Annotated in this window: 15 protein-coding genes; 5 read left to right on the forward strand and 10 right to left on the reverse strand. The window is 41.2% G+C overall.

The window, feature by feature from the left end; translation table 11 throughout:
* Positions 1–369 precede the first annotated feature (369 nt).
* The 9 genes from cas2 to NSQ26_RS07640 all read right to left on the reverse strand — a co-directional run bounded on the left by cas2 (position 370) and on the right by NSQ26_RS07640 (position 11,262).
* Entirely contained in the window at positions 370–663 is a 294-nt protein-coding gene (gene cas2, locus NSQ26_RS07600; protein ID WP_499717711.1) for a CRISPR-associated endonuclease Cas2, read from the reverse strand.
* A gap of 14 nt (positions 664–677) precedes the next feature.
* Positions 678–2,339, reverse strand: a complete 1,662-nt coding sequence (gene cas4g/cas1g / locus NSQ26_RS07605; RefSeq protein ID WP_499717712.1) for a CRISPR-associated endonuclease Cas4g/Cas1g — start codon at positions 2,337–2,339, stop codon at positions 678–680.
* The gene (cas12b, locus tag NSQ26_RS07610; protein WP_499717713.1) at positions 2,308–5,637 is read right to left on the reverse strand and encodes a type V CRISPR-associated protein Cas12b; all 3,330 of its coding nucleotides are present in this window, start codon (positions 5,635–5,637) and stop codon (positions 2,308–2,310) included. The genes cas4g/cas1g and cas12b overlap by 32 nt, the downstream gene beginning before the upstream one ends.
* A 205-nt stretch (positions 5,638–5,842) precedes the next feature.
* Positions 5,843–6,784, reverse strand: coding sequence for a hypothetical protein (locus NSQ26_RS07615; RefSeq protein WP_499717714.1), 942 nt, complete (start codon positions 6,782–6,784; stop codon positions 5,843–5,845).
* A gap of 619 nt (positions 6,785–7,403) precedes the next feature.
* Positions 7,404–7,922 carry a putative periplasmic lipoprotein gene (locus tag NSQ26_RS07620; protein ID WP_499717715.1) on the reverse strand — a complete coding sequence of 173 codons (519 nt, stop codon included), beginning with the start codon at positions 7,920–7,922 and terminating at the stop codon, positions 7,404–7,406.
* 65 nt (positions 7,923–7,987) lie between these two features.
* The gene (locus tag NSQ26_RS07625) at positions 7,988–8,983 is read right to left on the reverse strand and encodes a S8 family serine peptidase (RefSeq protein ID WP_499717716.1); all 996 of its coding nucleotides are present in this window, start codon (positions 8,981–8,983) and stop codon (positions 7,988–7,990) included.
* Positions 8,984–9,162: 179 nt separating this feature from the next.
* The gene (locus NSQ26_RS07630) at positions 9,163–9,921 is read right to left on the reverse strand and encodes a hypothetical protein (protein WP_499717717.1); all 759 of its coding nucleotides are present in this window, start codon (positions 9,919–9,921) and stop codon (positions 9,163–9,165) included.
* A 377-nt stretch (positions 9,922–10,298) separates the two neighbouring features.
* A complete protein-coding gene (locus NSQ26_RS07635; RefSeq protein WP_499717718.1) occupies positions 10,299–11,006 on the reverse strand; it encodes an aspartate/glutamate racemase family protein in 708 nt (235 codons plus the stop codon).
* A 13-nt stretch (positions 11,007–11,019) separates the two neighbouring features.
* Positions 11,020–11,262, reverse strand: a complete 243-nt coding sequence (locus NSQ26_RS07640; protein ID WP_499717719.1) for a hypothetical protein — start codon at positions 11,260–11,262, stop codon at positions 11,020–11,022.
* A 197-nt stretch (positions 11,263–11,459) separates the two neighbouring features.
* Here NSQ26_RS07640 and NSQ26_RS07645 point away from each other — a divergent pair, with 197 nt between their 5' ends.
* The 3 genes from NSQ26_RS07645 (at position 11,460) to NSQ26_RS07655 (ending at position 12,638) form a co-directional block, all read left to right on the forward strand.
* On the forward strand, positions 11,460–11,738 hold the full coding sequence (locus NSQ26_RS07645; protein WP_499717720.1) for a DUF7447 family protein: 279 nt from the start codon (positions 11,460–11,462) through the stop codon (positions 11,736–11,738).
* A gap of 134 nt (positions 11,739–11,872) precedes the next feature.
* The gene (locus NSQ26_RS07650) at positions 11,873–12,178 is read left to right on the forward strand and encodes a DUF7447 family protein (RefSeq protein ID WP_499717721.1); all 306 of its coding nucleotides are present in this window, start codon (positions 11,873–11,875) and stop codon (positions 12,176–12,178) included.
* Positions 12,179–12,404: 226 nt separating this feature from the next.
* Positions 12,405–12,638, forward strand: a complete 234-nt coding sequence (locus tag NSQ26_RS07655; RefSeq protein WP_499717722.1) for a hypothetical protein — start codon at positions 12,405–12,407, stop codon at positions 12,636–12,638.
* 531 nt (positions 12,639–13,169) lie between these two features.
* On the opposite strand, the gene NSQ26_RS07660 is transcribed toward NSQ26_RS07655, so the two are convergent.
* Complete coding sequence (locus NSQ26_RS07660; protein WP_499717723.1) at positions 13,170–13,892, reverse strand: N-6 DNA methylase; 723 nt, start codon at positions 13,890–13,892, stop codon at positions 13,170–13,172.
* A 592-nt stretch (positions 13,893–14,484) separates the two neighbouring features.
* Here NSQ26_RS07660 and NSQ26_RS07665 point away from each other — a divergent pair.
* Both NSQ26_RS07665 and NSQ26_RS07670 read left to right on the forward strand, forming a co-directional pair.
* A complete protein-coding gene (locus NSQ26_RS07665) occupies positions 14,485–14,883 on the forward strand; it encodes a DUF3846 domain-containing protein (protein WP_499717724.1) in 399 nt (132 codons plus the stop codon).
* Between the two features lie 142 nt (positions 14,884–15,025).
* Positions 15,026–15,400 (forward strand): hypothetical protein, encoded by a 375-nt coding sequence (locus tag NSQ26_RS07670; protein WP_499717725.1) that lies wholly within the window; start codon positions 15,026–15,028, stop codon positions 15,398–15,400.
* Positions 15,401–15,649 lie beyond the last annotated feature (249 nt).

Consider the following 15,649-nt stretch of genomic DNA (forward strand, 5'->3'; position numbering starts at 1 on the left):
ACGGTTGGTGTGTAACGAATCATAAAAGGCTTTTCGAGTAACAACCATACAAAAGGAATTTTTGCTGTCATATTGTGCACTACCTTCCCTCTTTACTTCTTGCACACCAACTAGCACAAGACTTTCGAGTGCTTCTAGACATTAATGACATGTGTAGGTGCTCGACTAAAAATTACTGTTATACAAAATAACTGAACCACGCATAAGCACATGGTTCAGTCCAAACATTTAACGGCAATGTTGACTGCCTGTGGTTGTGCGAAGTGTAGTAAGGTTCCTTACCTCTTCGCCCGTTGCACACGCACAGGTAGTTTATAGCCCTATAGACTATTGCGTTTATTATAACATCTGCATTTCTTGCTTGCAAGCTCAATAAATCAACTTTGCAATGTCTCGTGGGATGTACGGGCGCCCTATTGTAGTAATTTTCTTATCTAATTGCTTTCTAGTTGCCGAACCAATACGCGCAAACATAACTTGATCTTGACGTGAATGAATGATCTCTCCTAGTTTTGCTTCCAACTCTGCCTCCTGCACATCTGTAAGTTGGCATAAAAAGACAGAGTACTGAACATGTTCGCCGTAAGACTTCATCACTTTAAATACACCACGCCAACGCCTTGCATCCGAAATATCATAGCACACCAATACATAACGTCTCAATGGAATCCCCCAGTTCATCGCGTCGTTAAAGGATGATATTCCTTCAATTCGCCTTCCAAATAACGCGCAAACATCTTTACCTCTAAATCAAGCACCCGCCGATAACTGATCTTGTAACCGAATATGGGGTGCGTCAATGTACTGTTCATACGCCGCTCATATGCGCCGAAAAACTTCTGTCGTCCTTGTTTTTTCAGCTGACAACAATCTGGGCCCATATAAAAATCCTTCACGGTAATTTCAGCTGTGTTCATCACACGTAAAACAACACTATCGACAATTAATGGACGGAAGGGCTCCATCATATCAAGTGCCATCGCTGGACGGCCAGCTTCCATACAGTGATAGAACCCAAACATTGGATCGATTCCAACCCCATAACAAGCGGCCATTACATCTCGCATAAGAAGTGTATAGCCTAGTGATAACAACGCATTAGCTGGATCTTTTGGTGGACGGCGGTTTCTTCCTTTCATTAAAATCATACCATCTTCTTGTTGCTTCAGCATTCCCGCAAAAGCTTCCATGTAGCATCTTCCAGCACGTCCCTCGAAACCGCGTAGTTGATCTAAAGAATCCGCGACTAATGATTTCTCTGCCAACTCCTTCATTTCTTTTAACACTTGTTTTAAAATTGATCCGTTTCTCCTCATCATTGTTCGTTGATTGAGGATTTTAGCATGAACAACAGAGCGCGCTAATTTTAGTGAGATATCAGGGTGTTGAGCTTTAATAAACTGGTGCTTTCGTAAATGAATGTTCTTATTCACTGGCGGTGTAGACATCCCAATAAACTTGCCGTGTGACGATAAATAACTGATAGAAATTCCACGAAACATCAATATATGAAGCAACTGCGTAGAAATTTGTACATTACCCATCACGGTTACATGTACCAAGTCTTTTAATGGTATTTCATCCTGGGTGCCTTCTTTACTCGTGATCGTCATTGTCTCCCCACTTTTACCAAGTCTTGTACCATGTTCCGAAACATACATCACACCACCATCAGACCGGCTCGGAACAATCTTCCGGATATTTGAACTTGATTGCTGCAAATAATTGGTCTCGTCCGGCAAACATATATAGTTCATCGAACAGCGAAAGCACTTATTCGCATCTTTTAACGGGGCAGGCATTTCTTTTTTATTCAATGCTTTTGCTTTTTCAATGCACGATTTCGTTGCGTTCACTAATGATTCTGTAAACTCAACTCGGACACGCTGACGGTTCCCCCTATAATAAAGATAACCGTAGCGCGATGTATAGCCATTGGCTTGTAACAACAGTCCTTGCGCACATAACTGAATTTGATCATTTGGCCATGCATAACCACTTAATTCATATTGTTCTTCATAAAATGCACGAGCACCATGTGGAGCACTTGAATGCTTTCCTTCAACTGGAGCCCATGCACCATCTTCATGTTTTACTGCGTCTAACTTCCCAACAATCCCCAAGATCGGATCGCCCAAATGGAGACTTTGGGGAATTTCTCCCCATAAGTCTTGTGATGCCGTATCGCTCTTCCGGCGGCGACGCTCTGCTTTTCGGTGTTGAGCCGTGCCTTCTATCGTGTCAGCGCTCTCTTCAAACATGCCTTGTACATGCATGAGATGAAACAACCGTTCACAGTATTGAATTTCATTTAGCATCCGAATTGGAATTGTAGACATAAGAATTTCTCCTTAGCGACGTCTTTATTCGCCGCTCCAATAATTTTCTAATCCTATTGTTCACCTTAAACCAATATTGCTTTTGGTCTTGCCATTTATCTTCTTCAAAGAAGTACCCGCTCGGGTCTCTAAACAACGTCTTAGCCTTTCCTTGAAGCTCAGCACCTTCGTGAACTACATCCGCTAGGCTCTCGGCATCAACTTGTTTAGAACTTCCCCTCACCTTCTTTCTATCCGCTTTTTCCCAATAATAAACACCCTTTTCATTCTCTTTCTCACTTTCGACAAAACTTCCTTTTCCAAGATACGCTTTGACTTTTTTCGCTGTGGTCTTAACCATAAAACCATCCTGTTGCTTCTCTACCTGCACGCGAAACACCTCCGTGTTTTGGAGCCAAAATCGCTTCTGCAAGTTTTGTGCTGCGTTTAGGTCTGCATGAATCTCACTTAGTTCATGACTATCAGGCGCCTTTAATGTAACAAAAACTTCTCCGCCTTTATCCGGCACTAAATCTCCTTCTCGTAACCACGGCACCTCTTTTTCGGATAAAAACCCTTCGCCGCACCAACGATTTAACAGGGTTGGATCCTCATGCAAACGTTTTATATCCTTTTTTGTTAAGGAACGACAACGAATTCCCGGTGCGCCCGTTTTAGCGTGAAAGCGTGAAGTGAAGGCTGAATATACATCTCCCACTTGAAGCCCATACATTTCACCCTTCATACTGACCACTCTTGGAATTTCTCTATGTGCCCACTGCATTAAACGAGAGTTTTCCTTTTTGGGACGATCCGTTTTAAATCGGTATTGCGATAAGTCTTCAAACAGTATAACTTGACAAGACGGATACGTCGCAATCCACTGCTTTTCTTGATTTCCTATAGATTGGTATTTATACCCTAAAGCCGTCATGACTAATTCGTGCGCGAGTTTCTTCAGGCGGTCTTCTTTTAAATGCTGGATGTGTTCCCGTCGGTCCGTCCCAAATCGTTCGCGTTTTTGAGCCCGATTCACCTTCTCTGGACTGCGTGCTCGTTTGCTCCATGCTTGTAAAAAACGTTGCGTATCCTCCAGTTCTTCTATGCTCGCCATAGACAGACCATACGCACCCTGTCGGTCTAATCCGATTTCCTGACGCCACTTTTGCACGTCCTCTGACACATACGACTCTAGCGTTCGATGAGCCCGGCAAACCGTGCGATTCCATTCCAACAGATCACTTTCTATCGCACGCTTTACCTTATTCAACTCTTCTACATATCGCACTCCCCATGCGCGGCGCTGTTTTTCCAATAACTCGGGAGAAAAATATTTACTAAGCACACGGTCTCGTTCTTCTACTGTTCGTTTTCCGGACAAGCGTAATACATTACCTAAAAACCGCATTTTTCCCCGTAACATTTTCAGTATCTCTTTCCGTTGTTGACGTACCTCCATTATAGATGGTGATACATCTTCCCCTGGAAGTTTGATTGTCAGACTTCGCGCATGAACTGCATAAAGATCTGTACCTTCAATTGGATAACCTAATTTCCCGCGTGCTGGAGGGACATCCGACACTTCAAAAATAGACACAGCAGCGGCCATACGCTGCCCAAGGTCAACCGACATCACTCGCATTCCTGTTGTCAAAGCGTCACAACCTAGCTCTACTGTCGGCGGGCTTTCTTCCATCCACGCCTGTAATTCTTTTGGTTTATAGTTTACTACTTTCATAAAATCATCTTGCACCGTGGTTAACGTTTTACCGATGGGAGTCTGTAAGCGGCCATTTCTAACATTCTGCATTGATTCAATGGATACCGTCATATTAAAAAAAGCTGTCGCATCGCCGTTTTTCTCTAGTTCACGACGATTAAATTGCAAGCGCGCGCCTTGTGCAGTTCCTTCCAATACTTTTGCTTGTTGCTTATAACGAGAGACACTCTGATCAAGGTAAAAAAACTTCTGTTTCTCTTTTTTCTTTTCTGTCTCCTGTAAAGCAATCTGATCATGAAACTGTTTTGATGCAGCAAGTGGCAACACAACATCTTTTGTCTCCTGCCATCCACTCTCACCTGGCATAATGAGCTTATCTAATGTCACAGTCAGTCCCTTTTCTTCACTAACAGTGAAACGATATTTGTGTAGATTATTTCCGTCCTGGGATTCAAAACGCACCCATGCGGGATGACGTCTATCATCTGGAAATGTCAATGTTGCTTCTCGCTTTGCACGTTGGCGTTTTCGGGTCATTTCATTATGTTTCGCAAAATACAACAAGCGTTCAGGATTGTTGCACCAAATAAAGTGATTGCGCTTCTGAGCTAAAAAGTGAAAAGGAATTGCGCCTCCAAAAGCGGAACCCAGCTTCTGTTGGGCTTCACCAACCTTATCTTTAAACGCTTTCTCTGGAAGAGACGGAGACATCTTCTTCCAAACATTATATAGCCTGTCCCAACCACGAATCTCTCGTTTGCGAATAACAAAGGGATCGATTGGTTCAAATGAGACTTTTGCTATTTCTTCATGACGCTCTTTTTCAAATTCTCGTAGCCGGGTCAACCACGGTTCTTCATCTGTTTCTTGGAGGTTTGTTTCCAGTTCTTCTATATCTTTTGTTAACTTCTCATACTCATCCTTCACACGACGATTCCATGACTCCCACGAAAGCAAACGCTCAATTGCTTGTGTCATCATATCTTTATCCCATGTACGGACAGTCCCTTCTTGTAACCACTTCACATCATTCTGCGTGCTTGTAAATAGACAAAACAATGGTAAAAGCTCCAAACGGTCAAGATCTCGACGTATTCCATAAATAGGATCCGCCTCCTGCTTTTGTTTCCATTTTTGATAGGCGGCTTCCCAATCTTCGTCACCTCTATCTTTCTTCACTTTCCACGCCGGTGGTCGGCCAGATTTTGCAACTCCCTTCCACATATCACTTTTTTCATCCGTTAAAGGGAATAAAGCACTTGCAGTGTTGTTAGCAGAGCCTTTTTCACCTATAGAAGAAGGAACGATCCACTGATATAGGCGCTGCAATACTAAAAGCATCTCATCTAAAATCTCCTTTTCTAGCGTACTTCCTCTCTTTTGAAAAAGATCATCAAGACGTTTTTTCAACTCACTCTGGATTTCGTCTTTTGTACGTTCTCCTACTGCTTCTTGCCTCAATAACAAGAGCCAATCCATGTAATACTTTATGCCTTCGTTATGTAGCTGATGTGTTTTCAACAGTCCTTGCCGTAGCTTTTTTGCACCAGCACCTGTATGCGCTTTCACTTTCAGCTTGTAACTTCGTGTTGCCATCATTCTTCACATCCTTTTAAATGTTAATTTTGTGTCCTAATTTCAATTTATCATGGCGAGTTCAACATGCTAATACATTTAGGAGAGATGTTAAAATACAAATAAGAGAGACTCAAAGCCCCTCCCAGACCGTAATCACGTCTATCGAGGTGATTACCGACATTATAACACGGTTCCATCCGTTGTTAGTGTCTATTCTTGTCGATCATCAATGCCTATTGCGCGGACCTAAGCGCCTACTACGCCTACGAGCATTCCTGCGCTCCTTTTGCCGCTTCCTTCGCGATGATGAAAGTATAGACGACTTCATTCGTTTATTACCTAAAGATATATTTCGCGTATTGCAATTTGCGTCTTTTCTCGCTGAATACACAAGGATGGCCTTTCTCAATAAAATAAGGCTACGCATTCTACTCCCTTTATTACGGAATATTAACAGAACCCCATTTATAACTACTCCCAACACCATCATTCCAATAAGTATCAGCATAAACATTATCATAAATGCAGAAGGCGCAAACTCACGAAAGCTATCATCGTTCGCAAATTCTTCACCCCACAAGCTGAAAAAGGCAGTAACAAGTGCAGCAGAAAAAGTTATTGCAGCTGGAGAAATCGCTTTTGATATAGCTGTCACGAAAGAATGTTGTTCTTTTCGTTCGATTTTCTTTTCTAAGTATGGGAGGGCGTGTTCACGTATAATTTGCTCATTCACCCCTGGCAATTTCAACAACTCATCATCGAGCTCTTTCTTAGCTATTCCTTCTCTCACGCTATCCAAACTTGAACCATATACTCGACTAGCATGCTTATCGATATATGACTTTGCTATAAAAAACGAAATAAGTGATAACCAGAAGATAACAATAAATATCGCCCAAAATATCGACCATGCTAAATCCGAAGTAAAAATCCCAATAAAAGAAACAAGTTCTCGCAAAAAAAATTTACATAGAGAATAGAAAAGCAACAGGTAATATATCACAAGTGCGCAAGCCGCTTTTAAACATTCCTTCTTTAATAATTGCATCCTCTTTTGCCTATCTTCTTCTGTTTTACCAAGCCCCGGCCATTCTATATAAAATGTCGGTAACTTTATCTTATTTTGAATTCGAATTAATGACTCATCAACCTTTTTCTCAACATCCACACAAATCCCTACCTCTCGATTCCATAAACCCTCAAGAATGAAACATAATAACCGGATTAAGTGAACCGTGAGTCACCACCGGTCCAATTAGTCCTTTTTTGACAGTTGAGTGTACTGTATAGCCGCAATCAGGATATTGAATGCAAATCTTTTGGAAAAACTCATTGATTGGAAACATAAATAATTACACATCAAACGGCAGCTCTTGTGCGTAGACACCATTTTCAACATTCTATCACAAAATGAAAGCGCAACCAATAATAAGCCCCTGCCTATGGGCAAGGGTTGTTGATCTCCATATTAGACTACAGTCGATTCACGGCCACTGCTCGAACATCTTTGAGCGCTTGGAAATATTAAAACACCAATTGACCGCCGATTCATCTTTGACACGGAACCCACATTCCAGCATTGCCCCTTTGAAAGCTCCGTTCGTCATATAAAATCCTTTTTCCGCTTTCTCAAAAATATGCTTGATTCCATAAGACGTTGGGCTGTTGAATCCCTTGATGGGTGTTGCACTTAATATTACAATCCGTCACATAAAAATGCTCCTTGTAAAATAGAAAAATTTTCATCTTGTTTATCTATTTTAGAGGGAGCATATCAAATTTTATTGTCACCTTTTCTGAAGCATCTCCGTATCAATCACAATATAGCTCAAAACAACATTATCTGATGTACTAAACTCCATATTCACTTGATTCTCTTTATCAAAAAAACCGATCACTTGAGACCCTGTATCTTCTCTCTCATAATAACTATCTCCATAAGCGGCGATAAGTTCAGTAACAGAACTGCCCACCTCAATATTTCTAGCCGTTTCATATCCTTCTTGACGTATAAAATATCGCTTCACACGCTTATTTTGATCATCAATCATGAATTCAAACTCATATTCATCTTCTGATGATCCATATATAAGATACGTTGTTGGTGGATCTTCGACAGAGTTTTCAAAATCGGGTTTGCCTACTTTCTCTAACAAGATATCCTCACTCATATCTAACGAGACGCCCAAAAGATTTTCATCGGAAAGGTCTGTGCTTAATGTTTCGTCATAAAAATTTAGTTGGCTCGTTGTGCCACAGCCGCTTAAGATTATGGCCATTACTAATACAAGAAGGTACTTTTTCACAAACATCTTCCCCTTTTTTGATAAAGATAGTTGAGGTTTCTTCCTCAAATACCTTTATCATTGAATTACATATTTTGTTCTAGCCATTCTTTCAAATCAGAAAGAACCATCTGCATACTATACTCTACATTGTCATCCTGATAGCTCTGTAGTAAAAGCGCTGTACAACCTGAAGCATATGCAGTTGAGAACGAAACTGCCGTGTCTAAAGTCATTTTTTCATTCAAATAACTAGAAAACACATCTTCTCCAGGAGCAAAAACATCAACTTCCTTGTCTTTAAATTCATCGGCAAAGATTTTTCCATCCGTGTTCAACATACCAACATTTATTACCTCTTCATAAGCACCCGGATAAGATAAGTCCGTATCCCCACTGTACTTAATATTTCCCGAAGATGCCAATATTATGATGTTATTATCATAGGCCTTCTTAATTGCAGAATGTAACTCTTTCGAGCCTTCCGGCAGTTCTAAACTCATGTTGATAATATCAACATTTTTTTCTATCGACCATTCAATACCTTTGATAAGATTCTCGATGCTTACATTACCATGTTCATCAGCAACTTTCGCTACATATAAATCAGATTGCGGAGCTAATCCTAATAAATTATAGTCATTTTCTCTAGCGCCAATAATACCAGCTATTTTTGTTCCATGCCCATGATCATCATCAAAATCATTTACAGCTGAATCAACAAAGTTAGTTCCTTGAGAAAACTCTAGATCTTTGCTAGAGATGTCAATTCCCGTGTCAAGGACAGCGACTTTCACTTGAGCTCCTTTAATACCTTTGGCATGAAAATCGCTGAAGGTATTCGCTACATCTTGTTGAACCACTTCAACCATATCCTTCGTTTTAGGTAAAGGCTTCTCCATATCCGAATGATCCATGTCTGAATGATCCATATCCGAATGATCCATGTCTGAATGATCCATATCCGAATGGTTCATGTCTGAATGATTCATGTCTGAGTGATCTGTATCAGCAGAGCAACCTACTAATACGACTGTAATAAATAAAAAAGAAATGAGCTTCATAAAAACTGTTTTTCTCATTGTTGAACTTAACCCCATTTAATAAAGATATAAATTGTTAACAAATTCATCCAAAAAACCCACCCAAATAATGATGCCACGCTAACCTTCATATGCATAGACCTCCACCGAAATGGAAATCTATGCAACAAAGGTTTACTCATTAAAAGGATTCCAAAAACACCAAATGATACTAATGTTTACGGAATTTTTTGATACCACTTGTGTGTGTGCCAAGTCTTTTTATGCCCAATCAAACCCGAACAATTTCTTACCTTGTGTTTACAATATCGTAATTTAGAGTTCATTTTACCAATGGTAGAATCGGCAGCACAAAGAAGCGCAACAATGATAGCCTTATAGCAATCAGACGTTATAAAGTTCTTATAACCATACCCATTATCATCTAAACAGTTAGGCCATCCGCCACCGGAAATAGTCCCGTCGCGAGATTCATTCACAGTGTGATCAACATAGATTAGAGATTCCGGAATCTCCATGGATGCCTCCTCTTCTAATCTCTTCGTAACCGGGTGGTCATCTTCACCTAAAGATTTTAAAGCTTCGATCAAATTATCCAGATCTTCTTTTTGCGTACGGACACTATCTTTTATGTAGTCCATGTCCTTTTCGCTAATATCGAAATCTTCTGGATCAGACTCTAATATCTCATCAGATGAATAGAATTCTTCCCCTTGTTTCTCGCTTTCAGCAAAATGCTCTTCCAAAGTCTCTTGTTTTTCAGCTTGTTTTAACATCATGTCATTCACAAACCGGTCATCGTATTCCTCGATATCCTCTTTAGAATCATCCACCTTCTCGGATGCATCATACATCTCGATCATATTTTTTGCAATCGTGGTATAATCCACTTTTTCTTCAGCAAAAACATGGCTTCCTTGTGAAGCTAATAGAGATATCACAAGAGTACTTGCGATAAATTGCTTGACTCTTTTCATCCATCTTCCCTCCTTTCACCCATATTTGAGAAATGAATGATTATTCATATCATCCGTTTATTACTATACCATACCCCCCCATAGAATATCAACACTAAATCCAACATTTTTATAAGCACTCCCTCCTATTAGACTCATAATGTACTGTTGCTTCTTAAATTACACCCCACGCCTTCCTTTTTGATTTCTTCAGCAAAATCATTCCGTTCACAATTGTTAGCAGACCTGCAATCAATGAAATCACGGCTATAACATTGCTCACCATAGCATTTGCGCCCCCTCTTTCCCATCTTACATATATCATACCACGTCTGAAAGGATATGTACGCGACAGAATGGCGGACGATTTGCGGACGAACTTTCATCAAAATTCTTCGTTATTTTCCTTGGACAAATCTATTCAAAGCGATAGATAATGCATAGTCGGCATGTATATTTGTAGAATCAAATAGCGGCACAGGTGTATCGCATTGTTTAATGAGTAGCGGAATCTCAGTACAACCTAAAATGACCCCTTCTGCACCTCTAGCGACAAGATGATCAATCACGTTTAAATATGCTGCTTTGGATTTGGGTGTGATTTTTCCTAGGCATAGCTCTGAAAAAATAACATCGTGTACGAGGGTGCGCTCCTGCTCTGCTGGTGTTAGCAGTTCGATGCCATGTTGTACCATTCTCTCTTTATAAAATGGCTTCTCCATTGTAAAAGAAGTGCCCAGCAAACCAACTTTAGTGAAACCGTGGGTTTTAATGTCATTTGCTAACGCATCGACAATATGAATGAGTGGTAACCCGGTAGCGCGTGAGACATCATCGGCCATTAGATGCATCGTATTTGTGCAAATGACAAGCAGTTCAGCGCCACCAGCTTTTAGACATAGTCCGGCGGTTACCATTTTTTCAGTCGCTACTTTCCATTTTTCTGCTTTTTGCAAGTCAGCAATTTCCTGAAAATCAAATGAATAAATGAGGCATTTGGCTGAATGCAGTCCGCCGAATTGTTGTTTCACGGATTCATTTAGACGTCGGTAATAGTGAGCGGTAGATTCCCAACTTAGTCCACCGATGAGGCCAATGGTTTTCATGTGTCATGCTCCCTTAATTTGTTTTTAATATCGTATCAAATGAAAGAGGAAAATGCCATTGTTTCCTGTCCATTAAATACTTAAAATATGGATGCCCGTGGATAGCTTTCAAAACATCTACCACACTTTTAGCATAATCATGCGCTTCTTGCTCCGATTCAAACGTCTGTACCTTTTCTCCAAACCATTTTGGTGGCCAAGGTAGATCAGCCTCCAGTTTACCTCCAATGAAAGTAATACGTTTTGTATTTCCCATGTTCAACATCTCCTTGAATTAATTTATATATCTATCATAACGCGTCCAAAAGGAGTTGTACGCGGCAAAACAACGGACAAATTGCAGACGAATTCGTCCGCAAATACGCGGAAAATCGTCCGCCTTTTCGCCGCGTGCGTACCCTTTGGAGCGCGGCATAATTAAGATATACCAACCAAACAAAGGAGCTGTTACACATGTTAACAATCGCAGAAATGAAAGAACTGAATGAAGAGGCAGGGTTTTACTTTTTTAGCCCAGGGGCAATGCGTTTCTTCAACTCCAAAATCGAGACACAACCAACCCGGGAAGGCTATTTCATCACTAGTGAACACCCTGGAGACGAAGTTCGCCGATTCACCATTCGACTCTTCGACCTGGAGACATCCGACGTGCATACGGTAGAAGAATTTCAGGAATTTGAAACCTTAGAGGATGCAATCGATGCAATGATAGAAGTCGCTCGTTGTTCATGATTAAGCGTCTGCCCCACCTGGGGCGGATTTTTTAGCCCTTTTCGTCCGCAAATCGTCCGCCTTTCTGCCGCGTACATCCCTTTTGGGACGCGTCATAATAAATATATACCAACCAAACAAAGGAGATGTTACACATGTTAACAATCGCAGAAATGAAGCAACAACACGAAGCAACAGGATATCGCTTTTTTGACGAATGGGTAATGAATTTTTACAACCGAGAAATCGAAACACAAAAATTAACCATGGTTCACGAAGATAAGGGCTTGTTTATCAGCAGTGAGTGCCGTGAGGATGACGAGGTTCGTCGTTACACCATTCGACTGTTCGACTTTGCTTCACGTGATGTACATGAGATCGGAGAATTTCGAGGATATGAAACGCTGGAAGATGCACAAGTTGCATTGAAGGAACTTCTCAAAACCCACCGTTCAATCTGATTAAGAATCCGTCCCAAGTGGGGCGGATTCTTTGTAGGCAATTCCGCGGCGAATTGTCCACTGTTCTGCCGCTTACATCCCCTATCATACGCGGCATAATAAATATATAAATTAATTCAACGGGAGCTGGTAACTATGGCAACATTAACGTTTGCAGAGATGAAAAAGCTGAATGAAAGCATCGGGCAAGGTCGGGGTTTTCTTCACGAAAGGGGCGTACATTGCCATGGATAGAGAAGAACTACAACAATTTTTGATGGAGAACCTGCTCACTAAACGGGAAGCAATGAAAGTTACTAGGCAAAAAAACTCTACATTTAAGCAAGCCGTGAGAGATAAGCGTTTAAATCCTTTTTTCCGAAAAGGTAATGGAAGAAGCCAAGTGAATCTTTATTTAAAAGAAGATGCCGAAGCATACTGCAAACGTGCTGATAAAAGACGACCTAAAGGGTGTCCGTAGACACCCCACTACTCTATATACTCTGTCGGAAGACATGGAATCAACCGATTTTCACGGCAAATCACTTTCCTTCCTATTAAGTTTTTGATTTGATCGATTTGATCTTCGCTAAGACCTTTGCTATCTTTATCCGCAAAATACAAGTCACCGAAATGTATAAAGGAGCCCCAACTCCCATAGATACCCAATGTTGGCGGTGGATTGTCAGTGTCTGGTGCAATATTGAACCACACCTCTACATCCTCCGTGATTGACAACGACCCAGCAGCCCCATCAAAAACTTCATGCCATAAATCTTCCGTCACCTTTTTTCTTTCAAATCCGTGTCTTCATACTCAACAATTTCAAATTCCGTATTTTTCTCACCTGGAAACAAACGCAATGCTTTCATAATGAAACATCTCCCTTGATTTAATTTGCCTTACATATATATCATAACGCGTCCAAAAGGGGATGCACGCGGCGATACTGCGGACATTCTGCGGACAAAAAAATAGCACAAACCACGATTTGCGGTCTGTACTACTAGAATCACGAATCCGTCAACATCTGCTTTACTACGGCGCGTAAGTGCTCGGGAATGTCCTTAGACTCTACAAGCGGCTTGTATCGCTCTACTTCGTCAATCCATGTCACCTGAAAGTAATCAGCTATATCTTGCGTGTAGGGCATGAGGTTAAGCGACGAAAACTGTAAAGGATCGTCACTGTCGTTCTGAACAAAAAATACTCCCTTTGCGTCTGTTCGTTTCAGCACATCAACGTGGACGATCACCGCATTCATGCCTCTTATTAAGGCATTAAACAGCAAAAATGGCATCGCACGATCTGACAATTCCTCTGCGTGATACAGGTACGACGATGGGCGGTAGTGATCATGCTGTTTTTTATTGTGAGTCCAAGCCTTGATCATGATTCCACCCGTTCCAGCGCAAGGCTCGTAAAATGTGCCTCCTGCGGATGGAGCAACTAATTTTGTTAGCAGCTCAGCCACTGAATCAGGCGTGAAGTCTTGCTTCTTCTTTCTGTCTGAGTGCTCATTCTGATAATATTTATGAAACCAGTCAAACGCAACGTTATAATCGGCCGCGTTCAAAAACTTTTTAAACAGCGCTTCACGTCGTGGGCGGTCGTACAGTATACCCATTAATACGCTCGGCGCTTTATACGCATCGTCGACGCCTAATAATTTGTTGATTACTTCTGTTTCTTTATGGATTGTTTGCGTGTCTATATAGTTTGTGATTTTTGCCATGTGAAGCACTCCTTTCTTTATTTATTATGGCGCTCCTGAAAGGCGATGTACGCGGCGTTGCAGCGGCAGTTTTGCGGACAACTTTGTCCATAAATCGTCCGCCTTTTCGCCGCGTACATACCCTTTGGAACATGACATAATAAAGATATAAATTAAACAAAGGAGTTGCTGAACATGGGCACAACAAAGGAAAACTCTTCAAAGAACTAGAGCATCTAAAAAGTCTTGGAGACATCCCGCTTTCTCTATTAGACAATACAATTTTAGCGCACGTTGCAGACCGATCTATACGTGATCGCATTTGGCCAGGTCAACAAGTACATGATATGGGGTTCGACGTCATTTCATATATCATCGACCATAAAGATGAAGACACTCAATTACATGTAGAGATACTAAGTGGAGAAGATGGAAATGATCTTGTACGGGTTGGAGGATGGCAGATAAAATAAAAAAGGACGTCTACAAGTTGGAATCTCGACTTGCAGACGTCCTTTTTAAATGTCCGCAATTTGTCCGCCGTATCGCCGCGTACATCGCCTTTTGGACGCGGCATAATAAGTATATAAGTTAAATCAAAGGAGCGTTACACATGGAAAGAAAAATGTTATTGCTTACGCCTGGAGAACACAAGACGGAATTAGAGATCAAGCCTGACAACCGATTCACGCTCAAAGCAAAAAGAAATTTTGTTGGAGGAATGCTCGCAGCCATGCCAATCACCCCAAACATTGATCTTTGGTATAATGACGAGTTTCTACTATTAAAAATGTCACCAACAATTGTTGTCTCTCACGGAAACAACAAACCTACCACGATATGTGGACCAGTATTTTTCTCTAGCCACAACGGCAAAGGTGTATCGAAAGGGTTGAGCCAAGATCAAATGAGCCACATTAGCAAAATGATCAACTCAAACATTGTGCAACTTAGTGAGCAGGTTCCACCGTTTAAAACACGAATTATTCCGTGGCTCCAGCTTGGTCAGTAGGCATATGCACGGGTGTAACCAGATGGAGGTTACACCCAGGCACGGAAATTTTGTCCACAATTTGTCCGCCTTCCTGCCGCTTACATACCCTTTTGGACGCGGCATAATAAGTATATAAGTTAAATCAAAGGAGCTGTTACACATGTTTGTCGAAAAACTTTACTGGACTCATCACGAGTGCGAAGGAGCTGCGCATACAAAAACCGAGAAAATACAGTTATTAGGCTGCTATTGGGACGATAGGATTTTCACTTTAGATGACGAGTCTGAACATATCGAACATACGAGAGTGGGCTACAACGATCCGTTGCTCAAAAGGAAAGAGGTTTGTCGCATGATCAATAAACATACCTCCTTCAACATAACCAATGATACAAAACATTTTGTCTATGAAACTTCTCCTTACGAAGAGAGTTGCATACTTACTGTATTTCAAGATATTTTTGGTGCACCACAATATGAGCATCTTCACTTTGACTCATTGGACAAGATGGTCGATTTCTCGCGAAAGGCTTGAACCATTCGCGTCAGGGTTGTTGTGTCCTGGCGCCTTTTTTGTCCGCAAATTGTCGTACGCGGCATAATAAGTATATAAGTTAAATCAAAGGAGCTTCTGATTCGGCGCAACTCACTGAACCATTTCCACCGTTTAAAAAAAGATCCATCCCCATGCTTTCTACTCCACTGCTTCATGTCAAGTAAATACGATGTGTGTAACCAGATATTATCATTAACTATACAGGGGGATTGAACCATGGGGCGTCAA

This window comes from Bacillus sp. FSL W7-1360, assembly GCF_038592975.1.
Classification (GTDB): domain Bacteria; phylum Bacillota; class Bacilli; order Bacillales; family Bacillaceae_D; genus Shouchella; species Shouchella lonarensis.

Coding starts and splice junctions, on each gene's coding strand:
- cas4g/cas1g (WP_499717712.1), bottom strand. CDS start 2,339: ATGTCTACAATTCCAATTCGGATGCTAAATGAAATTCAATACTGTGAA.
- cas12b (WP_499717713.1), bottom strand. CDS start 5,637: ATGATGGCAACACGAAGTTACAAGCTGAAAGTGAAAGCGCATACAGGT.
- NSQ26_RS07625 (WP_499717716.1), bottom strand. CDS start 8,983: ATGAGAAAAACAGTTTTTATGAAGCTCATTTCTTTTTTATTTATTACA.
- NSQ26_RS07630 (WP_499717717.1), bottom strand. CDS start 9,921: ATGAAAAGAGTCAAGCAATTTATCGCAAGTACTCTTGTGATATCTCTA.
- NSQ26_RS07635 (WP_499717718.1), bottom strand. CDS start 11,006: ATGAAAACCATTGGCCTCATCGGTGGACTAAGTTGGGAATCTACCGCT.
- NSQ26_RS07640 (WP_499717719.1), bottom strand. CDS start 11,262: ATGGGAAATACAAAACGTATTACTTTCATTGGAGGTAAACTGGAGGCT.
- NSQ26_RS07645 (WP_499717720.1), top strand. CDS start 11,460: ATGTTAACAATCGCAGAAATGAAAGAACTGAATGAAGAGGCAGGGTTT.
- NSQ26_RS07650 (WP_499717721.1), top strand. CDS start 11,873: ATGTTAACAATCGCAGAAATGAAGCAACAACACGAAGCAACAGGATAT.
- NSQ26_RS07655 (WP_499717722.1), top strand. CDS start 12,405: ATGGATAGAGAAGAACTACAACAATTTTTGATGGAGAACCTGCTCACT.
- NSQ26_RS07660 (WP_499717723.1), bottom strand. CDS start 13,892: ATGGCAAAAATCACAAACTATATAGACACGCAAACAATCCATAAAGAA.
- NSQ26_RS07665 (WP_499717724.1), top strand. CDS start 14,485: ATGGAAAGAAAAATGTTATTGCTTACGCCTGGAGAACACAAGACGGAA.
- NSQ26_RS07670 (WP_499717725.1), top strand. CDS start 15,026: ATGTTTGTCGAAAAACTTTACTGGACTCATCACGAGTGCGAAGGAGCT.